The organism is Sphingobium herbicidovorans, assembly GCF_002080435.1.
Taxonomy (GTDB): Bacteria; Pseudomonadota; Alphaproteobacteria; order Sphingomonadales; family Sphingomonadaceae; genus Sphingobium; species Sphingobium herbicidovorans.
Genome location: NZ_CP020538.1, coordinates 1,639,728 through 1,658,094, shown reverse-complemented (window position 1 = coordinate 1,658,094; position 18,367 = coordinate 1,639,728). Strand labels below are relative to the sequence as shown.

20 protein-coding genes are annotated in these 18,367 nt (G+C 64.5%); 10 read left to right on the top strand and 10 right to left on the bottom strand.

What is annotated here, in order from left to right; genetic code table 11:
- Positions 1–13 precede the first annotated feature (13 nt).
- Positions 14–1,648 carry a M20/M25/M40 family metallo-hydrolase gene (locus tag B6S01_RS07995; protein WP_037465422.1) on the bottom strand — a complete coding sequence of 545 codons (1,635 nt, stop codon included), beginning with the start codon at positions 1,646–1,648 and terminating at the stop codon, positions 14–16.
- A gap of 150 nt (positions 1,649–1,798) precedes the next feature.
- Here B6S01_RS07995 and B6S01_RS07990 point away from each other — a divergent pair, with 150 nt between their 5' ends.
- From B6S01_RS07990 to B6S01_RS07980, 3 genes are all read left to right on the top strand, one after another.
- Entirely contained in the window at positions 1,799–4,660 is a 2,862-nt protein-coding gene (locus tag B6S01_RS07990) for a M16 family metallopeptidase (protein ID WP_037465419.1), read from the top strand.
- Positions 4,661–4,682: 22 nt separating this feature from the next.
- Positions 4,683–4,985 carry a hypothetical protein gene (locus B6S01_RS07985; protein WP_037465447.1) on the top strand — a complete coding sequence of 101 codons (303 nt, stop codon included), beginning with the start codon at positions 4,683–4,685 and terminating at the stop codon, positions 4,983–4,985.
- A gap of 112 nt (positions 4,986–5,097) precedes the next feature.
- Complete coding sequence (locus B6S01_RS07980) at positions 5,098–5,547, top strand: MarR family transcriptional regulator (protein ID WP_037465415.1); 450 nt, start codon at positions 5,098–5,100, stop codon at positions 5,545–5,547.
- Between the two features lie 142 nt (positions 5,548–5,689).
- On the opposite strand, the gene pal is transcribed toward B6S01_RS07980, so the two are convergent.
- From pal to ybgC, 6 genes are all read right to left on the bottom strand, one after another.
- The gene (pal, locus tag B6S01_RS07975; RefSeq protein WP_037465413.1) at positions 5,690–6,205 is read right to left on the bottom strand and encodes a peptidoglycan-associated lipoprotein Pal; all 516 of its coding nucleotides are present in this window, start codon (positions 6,203–6,205) and stop codon (positions 5,690–5,692) included.
- A 59-nt stretch (positions 6,206–6,264) separates the two neighbouring features.
- Positions 6,265–7,587 (bottom strand): Tol-Pal system beta propeller repeat protein TolB, encoded by a 1,323-nt coding sequence (gene tolB, locus B6S01_RS07970; protein ID WP_037465410.1) that lies wholly within the window; start codon positions 7,585–7,587, stop codon positions 6,265–6,267.
- Positions 7,584–8,513 (bottom strand): hypothetical protein, encoded by a 930-nt coding sequence (locus B6S01_RS07965; protein ID WP_037465406.1) that lies wholly within the window; start codon positions 8,511–8,513, stop codon positions 7,584–7,586. Before B6S01_RS07965 ends, tolB begins: the two co-directional genes overlap by 4 nt.
- 17 nt (positions 8,514–8,530) lie before the next feature.
- Positions 8,531–8,995 (bottom strand): protein TolR, encoded by a 465-nt coding sequence (gene tolR, locus B6S01_RS07960; RefSeq protein WP_037465404.1) that lies wholly within the window; start codon positions 8,993–8,995, stop codon positions 8,531–8,533.
- 124 nt (positions 8,996–9,119) lie between these two features.
- A complete protein-coding gene (gene tolQ, locus B6S01_RS07955) occupies positions 9,120–9,839 on the bottom strand; it encodes a protein TolQ (RefSeq protein ID WP_037465401.1) in 720 nt (239 codons plus the stop codon).
- The gene (gene ybgC / locus B6S01_RS07950) at positions 9,836–10,306 is read right to left on the bottom strand and encodes a tol-pal system-associated acyl-CoA thioesterase (protein WP_037465397.1); all 471 of its coding nucleotides are present in this window, start codon (positions 10,304–10,306) and stop codon (positions 9,836–9,838) included. The genes tolQ and ybgC overlap by 4 nt, the downstream gene beginning before the upstream one ends.
- A gap of 216 nt (positions 10,307–10,522) precedes the next feature.
- Here ybgC and B6S01_RS07945 point away from each other — a divergent pair, with 216 nt between their 5' ends.
- Positions 10,523–11,401, top strand: coding sequence for a 3-hydroxyacyl-CoA dehydrogenase NAD-binding domain-containing protein (locus B6S01_RS07945; RefSeq protein WP_037465393.1), 879 nt, complete (start codon positions 10,523–10,525; stop codon positions 11,399–11,401).
- A gap of 4 nt (positions 11,402–11,405) precedes the next feature.
- On the opposite strand, the gene pspF is transcribed toward B6S01_RS07945, so the two are convergent.
- Positions 11,406–12,413, bottom strand: a complete 1,008-nt coding sequence (gene pspF / locus B6S01_RS07940; RefSeq protein WP_037465391.1) for a phage shock protein operon transcriptional activator — start codon at positions 12,411–12,413, stop codon at positions 11,406–11,408.
- A gap of 149 nt (positions 12,414–12,562) precedes the next feature.
- On the opposite strand from pspF, the gene pspA reads away from it, so the two are divergent.
- From pspA to B6S01_RS07910, 6 genes are all read left to right on the top strand, one after another.
- Positions 12,563–13,237, top strand: a complete 675-nt coding sequence (pspA, locus tag B6S01_RS07935; RefSeq protein ID WP_037465388.1) for a phage shock protein PspA — start codon at positions 12,563–12,565, stop codon at positions 13,235–13,237.
- Between the two features lie 4 nt (positions 13,238–13,241).
- On the top strand, positions 13,242–13,535 hold the full coding sequence (gene pspB, locus B6S01_RS07930) for an envelope stress response membrane protein PspB (protein WP_037465384.1): 294 nt from the start codon (positions 13,242–13,244) through the stop codon (positions 13,533–13,535).
- Between the two features lies 1 nt (position 13,536).
- On the top strand, positions 13,537–13,917 hold the full coding sequence (pspC, locus tag B6S01_RS07925; RefSeq protein WP_037465381.1) for an envelope stress response membrane protein PspC: 381 nt from the start codon (positions 13,537–13,539) through the stop codon (positions 13,915–13,917).
- Between the two features lie 21 nt (positions 13,918–13,938).
- Positions 13,939–14,169, top strand: a complete 231-nt coding sequence (locus tag B6S01_RS07920) for a hypothetical protein (protein ID WP_037465378.1) — start codon at positions 13,939–13,941, stop codon at positions 14,167–14,169.
- Positions 14,170–14,217: 48 nt separating this feature from the next.
- The gene (locus B6S01_RS07915) at positions 14,218–14,631 is read left to right on the top strand and encodes a SufE family protein (RefSeq protein ID WP_037465373.1); all 414 of its coding nucleotides are present in this window, start codon (positions 14,218–14,220) and stop codon (positions 14,629–14,631) included.
- Between the two features lie 210 nt (positions 14,632–14,841).
- Positions 14,842–15,333 carry a hypothetical protein gene (locus B6S01_RS07910; protein ID WP_037465371.1) on the top strand — a complete coding sequence of 164 codons (492 nt, stop codon included), beginning with the start codon at positions 14,842–14,844 and terminating at the stop codon, positions 15,331–15,333.
- A 54-nt stretch (positions 15,334–15,387) separates the two neighbouring features.
- Here B6S01_RS07910 and ggt read toward each other — a convergent pair whose 3' ends face one another.
- Together ggt and B6S01_RS07900 are read right to left on the bottom strand one after the other, a co-directional pair.
- Positions 15,388–17,088, bottom strand: coding sequence for a gamma-glutamyltransferase (ggt, locus tag B6S01_RS07905; RefSeq protein WP_037465368.1), 1,701 nt, complete (start codon positions 17,086–17,088; stop codon positions 15,388–15,390).
- A gap of 45 nt (positions 17,089–17,133) precedes the next feature.
- Positions 17,134–18,183, bottom strand: a complete 1,050-nt coding sequence (locus B6S01_RS07900) for a quinone-dependent dihydroorotate dehydrogenase (protein WP_037465446.1) — start codon at positions 18,181–18,183, stop codon at positions 17,134–17,136.
- Between the last annotated feature and the right edge of the window lie 184 nt (positions 18,184–18,367).

Sequence of the window (18,367 nt, the reverse complement as noted above, 5' to 3'; positions counted from 1 at the left end):
CTTCAGTCTATGCTCATCGTTTCGTCGCCTTTTGCGCTTCGGGCGCAAATTCATCCCCGAAAAAATCGCCTGAATACCATTGGGGTGCATGATCGGCATTGGCGACGTCCCGCGCAATGGCGTAATTTACGTATGCGAACCTGGTCGCCGCGTTCCAATGGAAGGGCAGGTTTATCCGGTCAGACGGCTGATGATAATCGGTTTTCAGGAACTTCTGGAACTCCTGCCTTCCCGAACCGCCAAAGCCGGTCATCAGGAAGACGGCGGGGATACCTTCCTGGACGAAGCGATAATGATCCGACCGGGTGAACAGCCCCTCGTCCGGCAACGGGTCAGGCGATAGTGCGATGCCCGACGCCTCTGCCGCCCGTTGGACAATCGGCCCCAAGGTTGAATGTTCAGCGCCAAAGGCGATCAAGTCCTGGAAATCATAAGTCAGGATGGGCATGTCCAGATTGATGACTGCCACCACCCGTCCGCCAGGCGGCGTCACCGGATGCTTCGCCAGGAACTGCGACCCTATCAGCCCGTCTTCCTCGGCGGTGACGGCCGCGAACAGGATCGATCGGCGCGGTCGCCGTCCGTCTTGTGCGAAGGCCTTGGCCACCGCCAGCATGGTCGCGACGCCAGCCGCGTTATCCATTGCGCCATTGTAAATCCTGGGAAGCCCCTTGGCGTCCTTGCGCATGCCTAGATGATCGAGATGCGCCATCAGCAGAACATATTCGTCCGCCAGTTGCGGGTCCGATCCCTGCAACATCGCCAGCACATTGGAACTGGCTGCCGTGCTGACTGCGGCGTTACGTTCCAGCCTGACGATCGGGCGAAGCGGGAAGCCCCGCAGCGGCCTGCGCTTTGCCGCCTGCTTGCGGATTGCGGCCAGTGACGCGCCGCTTCCGGCCAGCAAAGCATCGGCGGCGGTGGCGGTGGCATAAGCGGTCGCGACGATGCCCGGTGTGCGGCTGAAGCTGCGGCCATCTGCTCCCACCCAACCGACGGCCGGTCCCGTGGCGCGGTCGCGCAATCTGGCCCAGGGTGTGCGCGTCAGCAGGCTTTCACTAGGGATGGTGATGAGTCCGATGGCGCCTGCGGCTTGCGCTGCTGCCGCCTTTTCGGCGGCCAGATGCGCGGCGATCTCGCTCGGCAAGCCGGCGGGCGCGCCGGACAGGGCGACCGCGAATTTCCCCTTCAGATCGAGACCCGCATAATCGTCGATCTTCTCGCGCGCTGACGCCACTCCGAAACCGACAAACACGGCCTGCGCCTCTACGGTTTGACGAGGCTCGGTGCCAAAGGCGCTGATGATGATGTCGCCGCCATTTTCGAACCGCCTGCCGCCAATGGTAAGCGATGACGTCATCCGCTTGTCCAACTCCGTGACGACAAGCGGCACCGACTGATACCAGCTATCTCGCACCGCCTGCCGCAGGCCGAGCGCTTCGAAGCGTGCAGCAACATAGCGCGCGGCAAGATCGTAACCGCGCGTGCCCGCATCCCGTCCTTCCAGCAAATCGTCCGAGAGGAAGCCAATATCCGCGCGGATCTCGTCAGAGGAGATTTCCGCAGGCGAACCCTGCGCTGCAGGCGCGGGGCCGGGGATCAGGAAAAAGAATGAACAAACCAGAAAAAACCGGCGGTCGAGGCGCATCAGCGGTGAACCCTCTCCATGATTGAAACATGACGTTATCGTGCGTTGCACCCCTGTCCAGCGGAATGCGTATTGCGCCGCTAACTCGCCTCGCTATGCTGCACCCGTGCTTGGCGTGCGGCCGCATGCCCTTGATTTCATGAGGCGCTCATGACGTTTTTTCCCCTTTCGCGGCGGCTGATGCTGGCGCTTGGCCTTTCCTCGCTGGCGCTCGCTCCGATGACGCAAGCGGTCTCCGCGCCTGTCGCGGCCTCGCCCGCGCCGCTTTCCAGCCTCGTTGAGGCAGTCGATATTCCCTATGAACAGTTCACGCTCAAAAACGGGCTGCGCGTTATCGTTCATACCGATCGCAAGGCGCCGGTGGTCGCGGTGTCGGTCTGGTATCATGTTGGGTCGCGGTTTGAACCCAAGGGCAAGACCGGCTTTGCGCATCTGTTCGAACATCTGATGTTCTACGGTTCGGAAAATGCGGACGGGCCGTTTTTCGGTCGTCTGGAGGATATCGGCGCGACAGATTGGAATGGCACGACCTGGTTTGATCGAACCAATTATTTCGAGACGGTGCCGACAGGCGCGCTCGACCGGGCCTTGTTTCTGGAAGCGGACCGCATGGGCCATCTGCTGGGCGCTGTCACGCAGGCCAAGCTGGATACGCAGCGGGGGGTCGTCCAGAACGAGAAGCGGATGGGCGAGAATGAGCCCTATGGCCTTGTCGAATATGCTCAGCTGGCCGCCATGCTGCCGGAGGGGCACCCCTATCGCCATTCGACGATCGGCTCGATGGCAGATCTGAACGCGGCCAGCCTTGCCGATGTGCAGAACTGGTTCAAGACGCACTACGGCCCGAACAACGCCGTACTGGTGCTGGCCGGGGACATTGATGCGCCCACTGCTCGCGCCAAGGTGGAAAAATGGTTTGGCGACATTCCCTCCGGCCCGGCGCCCAAGGATGTGGATGCGACTGTCCCCACCCTTCCGCAGGACGTCGAAAAGGTGATGCACGACAATGTCGCGGCCACGCGGCTCTATCGCAACTGGATCGTCCCTGGCGTCAATTCGGCGGACCTGCCGCAGCTCGACCTCGCAATGTCGGTATTTGGCGGGCTCAAATCCTCTCGCCTGGATAACATCCTCGTGCGTGGCGAAAAGGTCGCGGTCGCCGTCAAGGCGAACGTCCAGCCCTTTGAAAAGCTGTCCATCGCGGAGATCACGGTGGACGTTAAGCCCGGTCAGGATGCCGCAGCGGTGGGCAAGCGGCTGGACCAGCTGCTTGCCGACTATCTGGCCAAGGGACCTACGAGCGATGAGGTTCAGCGGGCGGCGACGCGGCAGCTTTCCGGCACCATCGGCGGCTTGGAAAAGGTAGGCGGGTTCAGCGGCAAAGCGGTGACGCTGGCCGAAGGAGCGGTCTATTCCAACGATCCGGGGAAATATAAGAAGGACCTTGCTCTTTACGCAGCTGCAACGCCGCAATCGGTGAGCGCAGCCGCTCGCAAATGGTTGGGGCGGCCGGTGTTTCGATTGACGGTTGCGCCCGGCGAGCGGTCCCCGGAAGATAATGCGCTGGCAGGCAATGCGACGCATCGCCCCGCTTATTTCCGCGATCCTCAAAAGCCCGCGCCTGCGGCGGCGACACCGCCTGCGCCGACGAGTATCGCCGCGCCTGCCATCGAGCCGGTCAAGGATCTGGAATTCCCGAAGGTCGAGCATGCGAAGCTGACGAACGGCATTCCAGTGGTGTTCGCGCGGCGGGCGACGGTGCCCGTGATACGGGTGTCGGTGTCATTCGATGCGGGCAACGCCGCCGACGACAAGGCGAAGCTCGGCACCGCAGGACTGACCACTGCGCTGCTGGACGAAGGGACGACGACGCGCAACTCGATCCAGATTGCCGAGGAGCAGGAGCGGCTGGGCGCATCGATCAGCGCGGGCAACGGCATGGATACGAGCAGCGTCGGCCTCTATGCGTTGAAGCCCAATCTTGACGCTTCGCTGAGGCTGCTGGCGGATGTCATTCGCAACCCGGCCTTTGCCCCGCAGGAGGTGGAACGGCTGCGTGGGCAGGTGCTGACCCGGATTGCCGCTGAAAAGACTGCGCCCATGCCGATCGCGCAGCGCCTGTTGCCGCCGCTGCTTTACGGGCAGGCGCATCCCTATGGCATTCCCTTCACCGGGTCGGGCACGGAAAGCGGAGTCAAGGCGGTGACGCGCGCTGACCTTGTCGCCTTCCATGACAGATGGCTGCGGCCCGACAATGCCACCATCTTCGTGGCGGGCGACACGGAACTGGCCGAGATCATGCCGCTGCTTGAAAAGCGGTTTGGCGACTGGAAAGCGCCGAATGTCGCGAAGGGGACCAAGCTGTTCCGCATGGACCGGATGATGCGGCCGTCGCGGATCATATTGGTCGATAAGCCGCAGAGCCCGCAGTCGATGATCCTCGCCGGGCTGCTGACCAACAAGCGCGGCATCGACAATCCGGTGACTCTGATCACGGCGAATGAGGTGCTCGGCGGCAGTTCGACATCGCGTCTGATCATGGACCTGCGCGAGACAAAGGGGTGGGCCTATTCCGCCGGAAGCACCCTGCCCGGCGTCAAGGAAACGATGCCGCTTCTGGTCTATGCGCCGGTGCAGACGGACAAGACGGGGGCATCGATCATTGCGGCGCGGCAGGACATCGCCGACTTTCTGACGAGCAAGGGGACGAGCGAGGCCGAACGCAACCAGACAATCAACAGCCAGATCCTGTCGCTGCCCGGCAGCTTCGAAACATCGTCGGATCTGCTGGGCGCGATGATGCGCAATCGACTGCTGGAACGGCCGGACGACTTCTATGAAAAGCTGCCCGCGATCTACCGGGCGATGACCGCGGCCGACCTGGACAAGGCCGCGCGGGAGGCGATCAATCCAGACCGGCTGATCTGGGTGGTCGTGGGCGACGCGAAACTGGTGCGGCCGCAGCTTGACGCCGTGGGCCTGCCGGTCGAGATGGGAACATTGGCCGACTAAAGGGCCGCAAAGGAGAATGAATATGGCAGCAGTCGATGGAGCCTATGATTGCGTGGCGAAGACGCCGCTGGGAGAGCAGAAGGGCGTGCTGACCGTCATCAGTTCAGGAGACAGCTTCCATGGGACTTTCGCCGGGATGATGGGTTCGCTCGACGTCGCTGAAGGTAAGGTCGATGGCAACAAGCTGACCTGGAAGATGAACATGACAATGCCGATGCCGGTGACGATGGATTGCGAGGCCGAGGTGAGCGGCGACAGCATCAGCGGCACGATGCAGCTGGGCGCGTTTGGGGCGGCCGGGTTTTCCGGGACGAAGCGGGCCTGATATTGAGAATTTCCGGGGGTTTTTGGAGCTCCCGGAATTTGAATGCGTGAATGAAATAGCGGGAAGATCGCATATTATTGACGCTCATCATTTAGTTAGCTACCTAAATTAGATGTCACGATTGGAGATGGAGCGCGCGCTGGCGCGGAAGTTGCCTTTGTTGGCGCGTAGCTGGCGGGCGCTGGCTGATGAGGCGTTGGCGGAATTTCGGGTATCCAATAGCGCGGGCTGGTGCCTTGTGCATCTGGATCGGCTGGGCGCCGAGGCGCGGCAGGCGGATCTGGCGCAGCTGCTTGGGATCACCCAGCCGTCGCTGGTCAGGACGCTGGATCAGTTGGAGGCGATGGCGCTGGTGGAGCGCGTGCCCAATCCCGATGACAAGCGATCCAATACCATCCGCTTTACTGCGGCGGGCAAGGAGCTGGCCGGGCTGATCGAGGAACGGCTTGATGGCTTGCGGCGCGAACTGCTGGACGGGGTGCCCGATGCCGCCATCGAGATTACGGCGAACCTGTTGGAACTGTTCGGTCGCCGAATCGCCGAGCGCCGCCAGCGGTGCTGAGCGCTTGCGTGCGCCTTTGGTGAGCGGTCGCCCCTTCCGGACCGCTTGAAGGCAAAGGAAATCCCGCCGATCCTGCGCCGGCGGGATATTCCCAGAGTTCATCGCACCCCTGGGGCAGGCGAGCCGCCCGCCCGAAGAGCGATCAATATTGAACGGTGACGGTCACCGCGCGGCGGTTCTGCGCCCAGGAGGCTTCGTCGGAACCCAGCGCGGCGGGGCGTTCCTTGCCATAGCTGACGGTATTGATGCGGCTGGGATCGATGCCGAGCGATGCGAGATAGTTTTTCGCGGCGTTGGCGCGGCGTTCGCCCAGGGCGATGTTGTAGTCGCGGGTGCCGCGTTCGTCGGCATGGCCTTCGATCGTGACGCGGACATTGGGGTTCTGCTGCAACCAGGCGGCCTGGCTCTGCAATGTCTGCTGGTCCTGCATGTCGACATCATATTGGTCGGTGTCGAAGAAGATGCGGTCGGACGAGACGGAGGCGACGAAATCCTGCTGGCTGCCCTTCACCACACCACTGGTCCCGCCAATGTCGGTCCCGGTCTGGGCGCTGGTGTCGGTGGGCGGCGGGGGAGGCAGATCCTTGGGCGCTTTCTTGCCGCAGGCGGCGAGGGCCAGGACGCATCCTGCGATGAGAAGGGGGCGGGTGAGTTTCATGGCGGTCTCCTTAAGAGAGGTATGGGTTCGTTACGCCTTCGCGACGATGTGGTTCCCTGTCAGGGCAGCAATGGACCCCAGGCAGGGTCCGAGCCGCTGAGCGGGGTGGGGATGCGGCGTTCGTTGACCCCGGTAAGATCGACCTGCCAGACCTGGCTGGAGCCGTTGCGACCGGGCGTGGTGCGGAAATATTGCAGGACGCGGCCATTGGGCGACCAGGTCGGCTGTTCATCCTGCCAGCCGCTGGTCAATATGCGCTCATTGCCGCCGTCCGGCGTCATGACGGCGATCTTGAAGTCGCCCGAAATCTTCGTGAAGGCGATCAGGTCGCCGCGCGGGCTCCATTCGGGCGTGGCATAGCGGCCGCCGCCATGGCTGATGCGGCGCTGGCCGGAGCCGTCGGCGTTCATGACGTAGATTTGCTGGCTGCCGGAACGGTCGCTTTCAAAGACGATGCGTGCGCCATCGGGCGAATAGCTGCCGCCGACGTCGATGCCCGGCGCGGTGGTGAGGCGGACCGGCTGGCCACCCTGCGCCGACACGCGGTAGATGTCGGTATTGCCCGCGACCGCCATGGAAAAGAGGATGTTGCGGCCATCGGGCGACCAGCGCGGCGCGAAAGTCGCATTGTTGCTTTCGGTGACGAGCCGCTGACGGCCGCTGCCGATGTCATAGACATAGATGCGCACCCGGCTGCCCAGATAGCTGACATAGACGATCGACTTGTAGTCGGGCGAGAAGCGCGGGGTGAGCGCAATCGACTGGCCGTTGGTGATGAAGCGGTGGTTCGCGCCATCGCTATCCATGATGGCGAGGCGCTTGGTGCGGTTCCCCTTGGGCCCGCTCTCCGCGATATAGGCGATGCGGCTGTCGAAGAAGGGGCTTTCCCCCGACAGGCGGGCGTAGATGGCGTCGGCGCATTTATGCGCGGCGCGCCGCCAGTCGCGGGGCGCGACGATGAAGCCCTGACGGGTCAGTTCCTGTTTCAGCGCGACGTCATAGAGGTAACAGCCGACGGTGATGTCCGCTTCGCCGCCGGTGGTGCGGACAAAGCCCTGCACCAGCGCCTGATAGGCGCCCCATTTGTCATAGGCGGGGTTGGTGACTTCGGGGAAAGCGATGGTCGGGATGCCGCCGGGCCCGGACGGATCGAACAGGCCGGAGCCTTTAAGGTCCGTGGCGATGACTTCGGCGATCTTGCGACCAAGGTCGGTGGATGAGCCCGCCGGCGTCGAAACTTCCGCCTGCGCGGGCAGGGCGGGGACGACGATTTTCAGGTTGCTCTCAATCTCACCCGTCACATCCACAGACAGCTGGGCGAGTGCCGAGGGGGCAAAGGCTGCGCAAAGGGCAAGCAGTGCGGTTATTCCGAAGCGTTTCATCGCGCTTTCCTTGCATAGACTCTGAGGGGTTTGAGCCAGTTCCACTGGTCATAATATTCGGCAGGCAACCCCCGGAAAGGGGATGCCTGAAGCACGGCCTGCACTGCACGTTCCTTGTAGATGGAAACCTGCGGGCTGTTGCTGGCGGTCCTGCCCTGTATATCGAGAACCTCCGGCCTGCCGATCACCCGGCCATTGCGGTCGAGCCTTACCTCAAGAAAGGCGACCAGCAGTTCGACGTCCGCGCCGGAGGGGAGTTTCAGGTGGCGGTAGATCTGGTCGCTGATCAGGCGGTCGAGCGCGGCCTTTTGCGCGGGCCCCATGGCAGCGGCGGGCGGCGGCGCGGCCTTGCGCGGGGCGTCGGCTTCGGTGTCGATGCCTTTCAGGAAATCCTTGCCGAGCAGCGAGCCTTTCGGTTTTTCCGCCTTGCCCTGCCCGGACGCGCGCGCAGGGGCATTCGCCTTGGGCTTGGCGGCGGGCTTCGCCTTTGACGGTGCGGGCTTGGCTGCGGGCTTTGCAGGGGCGGGCTTGGGCTTTGGCGTGGCCTTCGCCACTTCCTTTTTCGCCGGCGCGGGCTTGGGCTTGGCGGGTGTCGGCTTTTCCGCCTTTTTGGGAGGCGCAGGCTTTGGCGGCGGCGGTGCTGGCGTCGGTTCCGGCTCAGGTGCGGGAGCAGGCTCCGGGACCGGCGCGGGCGCTGCATCCTCGGTCGGGCCTTCGTCCGGCGCGACGCTGGGCGGCGGGGGCTGGAGCGAGACCTGGGGCGCGGTGGACTGGAGCGCGGCATCGTCCACCAGGCTGACGTCCATGGGCGGCGAGTTCAGTTTCAGGGGATTGGGGGTGGCGAGAAAGCCGACGGACAGCAAGCCGAACAGCAGGACATGTCCCGCGCTCGCCACGCCAAGGCCGATCTTCTCCGCGCGTTCCATGCCCGAACCCTATGCCCCTATTCTGAACCGTCGCCGAGCGCGGCGTCGTTGCCCCCGGTGCTGACCAGCGCCACCTTGTTCAGGCCCGCGCGGTTCAGTTCGCCCATGACCCGCATCACCCGGCCATAGTCGAGGCCGGTGTCGGCGCGCAGGAATATCTGCGGCGGTTCCGCCTTGCCCGCATTGGCGGAGGTGATTTCGGCCAGGCGGCCCGGCAGGTCGGCGTCGCTGACTTCGGCTTCGTCGATATAAAGGCCGCCGTCGCGGTCGATGGAGACGATGGTCGGCTTCTGGTCCTGATCCAGCCCCTTGGCGCGGGTTTCGGGCAGGTTCACGGGAACGCCGGTGACGAGCAGCGGGGCCGTCACCATGAAGATGATGAGCAACACCAGCATGACATCGACCAGTGGCGTGACGTTGATGTCGGCCATCGGCGCGCGGCCACGGCCACGACGATGAGAGGGCGGGCCGGACATGGCCATTATGCGGCCTCCGTCCGGCTCGTTATGCCAGCGGAGGCTGGCATCTCGTGCCTCATAATGCGCACTACGCCGCCTGAGATCCCGGCTTTCGCTGGGATGACGGGGGAGGGGGTGATGTTGACCGTCACCGCTGGGCTTCCAGTTCGCGGCTGAGCGTCGAATAGAAGCCGTCGGCAAAGCGGGTCAGCTTTGATTCCATGCGGTTGATGCCGTGGCTGAAGCGGTTGTAGGCGATGACTGCCGGAATCGCCGCGAACAGGCCGATGGCGGTGGCGAACAGGGCCTCGGCAATGCCGGGCGCGACGACCGCGAGCGAGCTGTTCTGTTCCTTCGCGATGGCGGTGAAGGCGCGCATGATGCCCCAGACGGTGCCGAACAGGCCGACGAACGGCGCGACGGCGCCGATGGTGGCGAGGATGTTGAGTCGGTCGGACAGGCGATCGACTTCCGCCGCGATCATGCTGGACATGGCCGTCCCGAGCCGGTCGCGCGTGCCGTCGCGGTCGATCACCTTCTGCGCGGTTGACCTGCGCCATTCGGTGACGCCTGCGGCCATCACCTTGGCGGCGGGGAAGTCGGACTTGCCGCGCGCTTCATAGAAGCGGTCGATATCCTCCGCCTTCCAGAAATCCTCTTCAAAGCTGCTGCTCTGGCGGCTGGCTTTGCGCAGCGTGACGCTGAAGCCGATGATCATCGCCCAGGTCCAGATGCTGGCGAGCACAAGGCCCAGCATCACCACCTTCACGACGATATCCGCCTGCAGGAACAGGGCGAGCGGCGAAATGGTCGCAGCGTCGGTGGCGGCGCCGACCGCCGCGCCTAGGTCGGGCATCGAAAGGCTCATGGGTTGATGTCTTCCCCTCTCATCAAGCAGCTGAAAATGTCGATCCAGGGCTTCGGCTGCCGCGTCGGGCGGCCCTGGCGTGTCAGGAAGGCGACGCAGACTTCGCCGTCCGTCAGTATTTCATCGCCGCGCCTGACTCTCTGATGAATGGTGCAGGCGACGGGGCGAATTGCGGTCACGCGGCTTTCGACCAGCAGGTCGTCATCGAGCCGCGCGGGCCGCTTGTAGGCGATTTTCAGGTCGGTGACGGCATAGACGCCGGTCCCGTCCTCCTGCGCGGCGCGCTGGTCGATGCCCGCTGCGCGCAGCATGTCGGATCGGGCGCGTTCCATGTAGCGCAGATAGTTGGCGTGATAGACCATGCCGGAAAGGTCCGTATCCTCAAAATAAACGCGCAGCGCAAAGTGATGCACGGCGGCGATGAACCTTCCGGCCGCCGGTACGGGCATGGACGCTGATACGGACATGCGCGGCCTTTTAACCATCTAGCGCGCGGCACGCAAAGGCCGAAATCACCCATTTCAAACCAGCCTGTCGAGAGGGTGGGGCCTTCCGTCCCATCGGGTGGCGGCGCTCATGGCCCGTTAACGCAGCCGCTGCTGTGATTGGCGCGCAAAAGCTCTGGTCCCTTGCCTCCCTTGCCGCTAGTGGGGCGGCAAGTTGATTTACGCGGAGATATTAGCATGACCGACATTCGCACAGTCGGCGTCATCGGCGCCGGGCAGATGGGCGCAGGCATCGCCCAGGTCACGGCGCAGGCCGGTTATGACGTGATCCTGTGCGATGTCGATCTGGAGCGTGCGCAAAAGGGGCTGCAGGGCATCTCGCGCCAGCTGGCTCGCGCGGTGGAGAAGGGCAAGCTGACCCCGCAAGAGTCCGAGGCTGCCTTTGCCCGCATCCGCGCGAGCGGCGACCTGACGCCACTGGCCGGGGCGCAGCTGGTGATCGAGGCGGCGACCGAGCGGGAGGAGGTGAAGCGCAGCATCTTCGCCAATGTCGGCGCAGTGGTTACGCCCGGCACGATCCTGGCGACCAACACATCGTCCATCCCGATCACGCGGCTGGCGCAGGTTGTGCCCGATCCAAAGCTGTTCGTGGGCATCCACTTCTTCAACCCCGTGCAGGTGATGGCGCTGATCGAGCTGATCCGCGGCCTCGCCACGTCGGACGAGACGGTGGCGTCGGTCGAGGCCTATATTGCGCGGCTGGGCAAGAATGTCGTGCAGGCGTTCGATTCCCCCGGCTTCGTGGTGAACCGCATCCTGTTGCCGATGATCAATGAGGCGGTGTTCGCTCTGGGCGAGGGCGTCGCGGGCATTCGCGACATCGACATGGGCGTGCGGCTGGGGCTGAACCACCCGATGGGGCCACTGACGCTGGCGGATTTCGTCGGGCTGGATACCTGCCTGGAGATATTGAACGTGCTGCGATCAACGACGGGCGATTCCAAATATCGCCCGGCGCCGCTGCTGGTGAAATATGTCGAGGCTGGCTGGCTGGGGCGCAAGACCGGCAAGGGCTTTTACGACTATTCGGGCGCGGAGCCGGTGCCGACGCGCTGACCGGTCAGGCCGGGTTGAGGCCGTGCTTTTTCAGGCAGTGACGTAGCTGGTCGTAGCTGAGGCCGAGCGATCTGGCCGTGGCGCGCTGGTTGTAGCGGTGGCGTTCCAGCGCGGCCTGGACGAGGGCCGCTTCATGCGCATCGACCGCCGCGCGCAGATCGGTGACAGGCGCGGGGATCGTCGCGGGAGTTGGGACAGCGTCCCCTGACGGCGCGCGCGGCGCGGCGGCCTGAGGCTTCCAGGGCGAGGCGAAGGGGTCGAATATGATAGCCGCGACCGGGCGCGCGGGCTGGTTCCAGCGATAGACGGCGCGCTCCACCACATTGCGCAGTTCGCGGACATTGCCGGGCCAGGGGTGCGCATCCAGATCGGCCATGCAGGCGGGGGAGAAGCCGGGCCATTGCGGCCAGCCCAGCTCTGCCGCCATGCGCCGCCCGAAATGGTCGGCCAGCACCGCCACATCGCCTTCGCGCGCGCGCAGCGGCGGCAGGGTGATGACTTCAAAGCTCAGGCGGTCGAGCAGGTCGGCGCGGAAGCGGCCCGATTCCGCCAGCGCGGGCAGATCTTCATTGGTGGCGGCGACGATGCGCGCGTCGATGGTCATGGGGCGGGACGAGCCGATCCGGGTGACTTCGCCATATTCGATGACGCGCAGCAGCCTTTCCTGCGCGGCCATGGACAGCATCGCCAGTTCGTCGAGGAAGAGGGTGCCGCCGTCCGCGTCCTCGAACCGGCCCGCCCGCGCGCGGGTCGCGCCGGTGAAAGCGCCCTGTTCATGGCCGAACAGTTCCGCTTCGATCAGCGTTTCGGGCAGCGCGGCGCAGTTCATGATGATGAGCGGTTCGCCCCAGCGCGGGGACAGCCGGTGGAGCCGTTCGGCGATCAGTTCCTTGCCCGTGCCGCGTTCGCCGATGACCAGCACCGGGCGGTTGAGCTCGGCCGCGCGCCCGGCCTGCTCGACCGCGTCGAGGAAAGCGAGCGACTGGCCGATGAACTGGGTGTTGCGTTCCATTCCCAATATATGGTGAAAATCCCTACATATTGGCAAGTCCTATCGGTGGGCGGCGAGGGAATAGTGCGCAAATCCGGGCTTCGCTGCAATTGGCACGGCTTCTGCAATGCGGTGGCGTGAAGCCGTTGAACGGAAGGATTGCAGTTCCGATGGGTATTTTTTCACGCACGCGCGACATTATCGCCGCCAATGTCACCGACCTGCTCGACCGGGCGGAAGACCCGGCCAAGATGATCCGCATGATCATCCTGGAGATGGAGGAAACGCTGGTCGAGGTGCGTGCGTCCGCCGCCCGCACCATCGCCGACCAGAAGGAGATGCGCCGCCATATCGACAAGCTGCGGGGATTGCAGGAAAGCTGGACCGAAAAGGCGCAGCTGGCGCTGAGCAAGGATCGCGAGGATCTGGCCAAGGCGGCGCTGGTGGAAAAGCAGAAGGCCACCGACATGGCCGATCAGCTGTCGCACGAGATCGAGGTGCTGGACGAGGCGCTCAAGGTTTCGGAGGAGGATATCGCCAAGTTGCAGGCCAAGCTGCGCGAGGCGCGGACCCGGCAGAACAGCCTGGTCACCCGCATGGAAAGCGCGCACAATCGGCTGCGGATGCGCGAAGCCTATGCCGGCGAAAAGGTGAACGAGGCCTTTGCCCGGTTCGACATGCTGGAGCGCCGGGTCGACATGGCCGAAGGGCGCGCCGACGCCTTGGGCATGGGGCAGGGCAAGAAGAGCCTGGAGGAAGAGATTGCCGACCTTCAGTCCGCAGACAGGGTGGACGCCGAACTGGCGGCGCTGAAGGCCAGCATGAACAGCAGCACGGGGGCATGAGGTGATGGAAGATATCATCGTCCCGATCGCCGTCGTCGGCATGCTGTTCATCGGCATGCCCTGGCTGATCCTGCATTATACGACCAAATGGAGGCAGGCGCCCAAGATCACCGATGAGGATGAGCAGTTGCTGGACGAGCTGCACCTGCTCGCCCGGCGGCTGGAGGACAGGTTGCAGACGGTTGAGCGGATCGTCGCGGCCGACAACCCCGATTTCCGGCCCGATTTCCGCCCGTCGCGCCCGCCGCAGGACGACGCCTATGATTTCGACCGCCAAAATCTCCACGGGAGGAACTGACATGGCTGCCCGCCGCACCAAATTCTACCTCGACAAGCAGAATGGCAAATGGATGGGCGTTTGCGCCGGCATCGCCGACTATACCGGCGTCGATGTGACGTGGGTGCGGGTCGGCGCGGTGCTGGTGACGCTGATGGGCGCCTTTCCCTGGTCGCTGATCGCCTATTTCGCCGCCGCCTATTTCGCCGAGAACAAGCCCGCAGGCCTCTATTCCGACCGGGATGACGAGAAATTCTGGCAGGGCGTGCGGTCAAACCCCGCGCGATCCGCGCGCGATGTCCGGTCCAAATTCCGCGACATCGACCGGCGGCTGGCGGATATCGAGGCTTTCTACACCAGCCGCAACCGCCGTCTGGCGGACGAAATCGACAGCCTGCGCTGAGCGCAATTGAGGAGGGACGGGATGAGCGAGCCTGTTTCGATGACGATCCTGGCGCTGAGCGGGTTGCTGGCGCTGACGATCATTGCCGTGGCGTCGTTGCGGGGCTGGAGCGGCTGGCTGGAGCTGAAGCGCGCGGAGCTGGCGCGGGCGGACGGCGAGACGCCGCCTTCCGCCAGCGCCCGGATCGAAGTGGCGGACCTTAAGGAACGGATCCGCAAGCTGGAGGCTATCGCGGCGGGCGTGGATATTTGAGAGGAAAAGCGGCTTTCGCACGCCGCTTTTCCGCCTATATGCGAGGGCATGACCGATGTGCCTGCCCTTGCCGATCTTCAGGAAGAATATGAATTTCTGGACGCCGATGACCGTTATCGGTTGCTGATCGACTTGGGCCGTGCGCTGGAGCCGATGCCCGACGCGCTCAAGACCGACGCGACGCTGGTGCGGGGCTGTTCGGCGGCGGTGTGGGTCTATCCCACCGTGCTCGACGATGGGCGGCTGCATTTCCTGGCGGACAGCAATGCCGCAATCACCAAGGGGATTATCGCTCTGGTGCTGCTGACCGTGCAGGACCAGACGCCCGCCGCGATCAGCGCCGCCGACATCGAAGGGGCGCTTGCGCCGTTCGACCTCAAAAATCAGCTCAGCTCCAATCGAACACAGGGCATCCCCAATATGATCGCGCTTATCCGCCAGACCGCGGACCGCTACAGCTAGGCGGTATCGACGTTCAGCCCTGGCGGCCTGCAAACGGCGATTTTCCGCGCTTCCGATGCTCACCTACTATGAGTAGGCTGCGCTTCGGGTCACGGAAAACCACCGTTTTCGGCTCCCCATCATCTGAACGTCGATACCGCCTAAGGTGGAAACCTCCTGCCCGATACGCGTTCTCCTTTACGCAGGCGAAACGGACAAAGGAGACGCGCGATGCGCGGTATTATGGCGCTGGCGGCGGTCGGGATGATCGCGGCCTGTTCGGGCGAGGATAAAACCCCTACCCAGCGCGAGCAGATCGGCCAGCAGTGGAAATATGAAGGCGGCGAAGGCGGGAAGGCGAAGCTCGCCTACATCGGCAGCGCCAACAGCGTGCCGACCATGACCGCGGAGGACACATTCTCCGTTCTGCTGGTGCAGTCGACGTCTGAGGGCGGCGGGGAAGTGACGGTGAAGTTGGTCGGCGCGCCCTTCAGCTGCGACCTGTCCGATTGCCGGGTCACGGCGACGACCGACGATGGCAAGCGCCATGACTGGCGCGGGCGGATGACCGAGAACAAGGACGGGATCGCGGTGCTTCCCGCCGCCAAGGCTTATGAGGCGGTGCAGGGCAACAAGGTGGTGAAGGTCGATCTGGTCGTGGGGCCGAAGGACCAGACTTTTCCTTTTGCGTTCAACGTGGCGGGGCTGAATTTGAGGCAGTGACGATTATCGACAGACCGTCATCCCAGCTTTCGCTGGGATGACGGGGGGATGGCCTTATTCCTGCAGGGAAACGCCCGGACTCCTCGGATCGGCTGCGCCTTGCCAATGGCCGTCGGGGGTGCGTTCAGCGGCGTTGGCCTTGAGGCCCATGGGAGCGATAGTCACCTTGTGGCCCCAGGCTTCGAGCGGGGCCTTCATCGATTCCAGCGCGGTGCCCTTTTCGAGGACGAGGCCGTTGGCGTTGAAAAATTGCAGGCCGAGCGCAATCGAATCCTGCGCGGACAGGCCCCAGTCGAAATGGGCGATCAGCGCCTTTGCGACCTGCATGATGATGGTGCGCCCGCCCGCCGCGCCGACGGTGAAGACGGGCGTGCCCTTTGCGTCATAGACGATGGTCGGCGACATGGAGGACAGGGGGCGCTTGCCCGGCTCCACCCGGTTGGCGACGGGCGCGCCGTTCTTTTCCGGCGTGAAGCTGAAATCGGTCAGTTCATTGTTCAGGATGACGCCGTTGGCGATCAGCTGGCTGCCGAAGAAGCTTTCGATGGTGGAGGTCCAGGCGGCGATGTCGCCATTGCGGTCGACGGCGACGAAATGGCTGGTGCCGCTTTCGGGCTGGGGCTTGGCGCTGGTGCGCGGCTGGGCGCCCGGCGGCGTGCCGGGGCGATAGTCGTTGAGGGCGCGGCCCAGCGCGATCTGGGCGGAACGCTGCTTGAGATAGGCGGGGTCGATGAGGCCCGCGATCGGCACGGAGACATAGTCGGGATCGCCGAGCCATGTTTCGCGGTCGGCATAGGCGAGGCGCATGGCTTCGCCGATGACGTGCCAGGAACGGGCATCGTCCTTGCCCCATTGCCCAAGCGGAAAGCGTTCGACCATGCCCATTATCTGCAGGACGGTGACGCCCCCCGATGACGCCGGACCCATGCCGCAGATGGTGTAGGCGCGATAAGGACCGCAGACGGGCTTGCGCGCCTTCACCTGATAGGCGGCAAGGTCCGCTTCCGTCATCGGCACGGGATTTTTGGGCGCGTTGGTGACTGTGCTGGCGATCGTCCGCGCCATTTCGCCGGTGTAGAAGGCGTCCGGTCCCTCTGCGGCGATGCGGCGGAACAGGGCGGCGAGCGGCGGATTTTTGAGCGTCGTACCCAGGGGGGCGGGCGCGCCGTCGATCCAGAAATATTTCTGTATCTCCGGGAAGTCGGCCCAGACGGGGGCAACCGCCTTCATCGCGGTGTCGAGCCGCTGGCGGACCTCGAAACCCTCTTCGGCAAGGCGGATCGCCGGATCGAACAGGGTGGCCCAGGGAAGCCTTCCCCATTTGCGATGCGCTTCGAAGGCAAGGCGCACATTGCCCGGTACGCCCACCGAATAGCCGCCGGGCCAGGCCGAGCGAAAGGAGAGCGGCTGTCCATCCGGGCCGATGAAACGATCGGGCCGCGCCGCCGCCGGAGCGGTTTCGCGGCCGTCGAGCGATTCGAGCAGGCCCGTCTCGCCATCATGATGCATCAGGAAGCCGCCGCCGCCGATGCCGCTATTATGCGGTTCGACGACATTGAGGGCGAGCATCATGGCGATGGCGGCATCCGTGGCGCTGCCGCCCCGGCGCAGCATGTCCTGTCCGGCGGCGGCGGCGCGCGGGTCGGCGGCGGACACGGTGGCGTTGAGCGCGACCGGCTCCCGCGCGGCGAGTGGCGCGGTCGGCAGGAGAGCGAGGGCAATGGGGGCCAGCAGCGTGGCAAGGCGGAGCGTCATGCGCGCCACCCTATCGTTCGTCCCCAATGCTGCAAGTGCGTTCGGTCAGGCGTCGATGCCGATGACCTGGCCGATATGGGTGAAGCCGTCGCGCGCCATCAGCTTTTTGAGGCCCGCATTGATGCGCTTGGGCAGATAAGGCCCTTCGTAGACCAGTGCGCTGTAAAGCTGGATCAGGCTGGCCCCGGCGCGCAGCCGGGCGTAGGCCTGCTCTGCCGTCGCGATGCCGCCGACGCCGATCAGCGGCAGGCGGTCGCCCAATATCGCCCGGAAATCGCGGAGCCGCTGGAGCGACAGGTCCGTGAGCGGCGCGCCGGACAGGCCGCCGCTTTCCCCGGCATGGGCAGACCGGAGCGATGGCCGGGAAATGGTGGTGTTGGACACGATCAGCGCATCGACCCAATGGTCGAGGCAGGCGGCGGCGATATCTTCGACATCGGCAGGCTCCAGGTCGGGCGCGACTTTCAGGAAGATGGGCGTCCTGTCAGCCCCCCGCGCGGCCATGACGGCCCCCAGCAACTGGTCGAGCGCGGCGCGATCCTGCAAGGCGCGCAGGCCCGGCGTGTTCGGCGAGGAGATATTGACAGTCAGATAGTCGGCGAGCGGCGCCATGCAGGTGACGCCCGTCACATAATCGGCGATCCGGTCGGCCGCGTCCTTGTTCGCGCCGATATTGATGCCAACCACGGGCGCAGGGTCATCCCCTGCCGGACGGCGGCGTTTTGCCACGCGTTCGGCCGCCGCGGCGAGGCCGCCATTGTTGAAGCCCATGCGATTGATGACCGCGCGATCCTCGACCAGTCGGAAAAGGCGCGGCTGGGGATTGCCCGGCTGGGGCATCGGCGTCAGCGTGCCCAGTTCGGTAAAGCCGAAGCCCAGCCCGTGCATCTTGTGGGCGACCAGCCCTTCCTTGTCATATCCCGCCGCCAGGCCGACCGGATTGGGGAAGTGGATGCCCGCTACGGTCTGCGCCAGGGCAGGATCGGGGCGGGCCGGGGCCGGCGTGGGCATCAGGCGAAGCAGCGCGATCGACAGATGATGCGCGCGTTCGGCGTCGAGGGCGAAGAAAAGCGGGCGGACGAGGCTGTACGACATGAAGCGCGCTATGCCAGCGCGCAAAGCCGCCGTCGAGTCGTTGTGGCAAGAACGCCACAGTTGCCCAGGAAGGGGGTTATTGAGCGCGATTGGTGCAGAATCGTTCCAATTCAGATCGAACTATGTCCGATCCATCCAATCATCCATCTCCGATTCGGACTTATGAGAGTCCCGCGACCCGAAG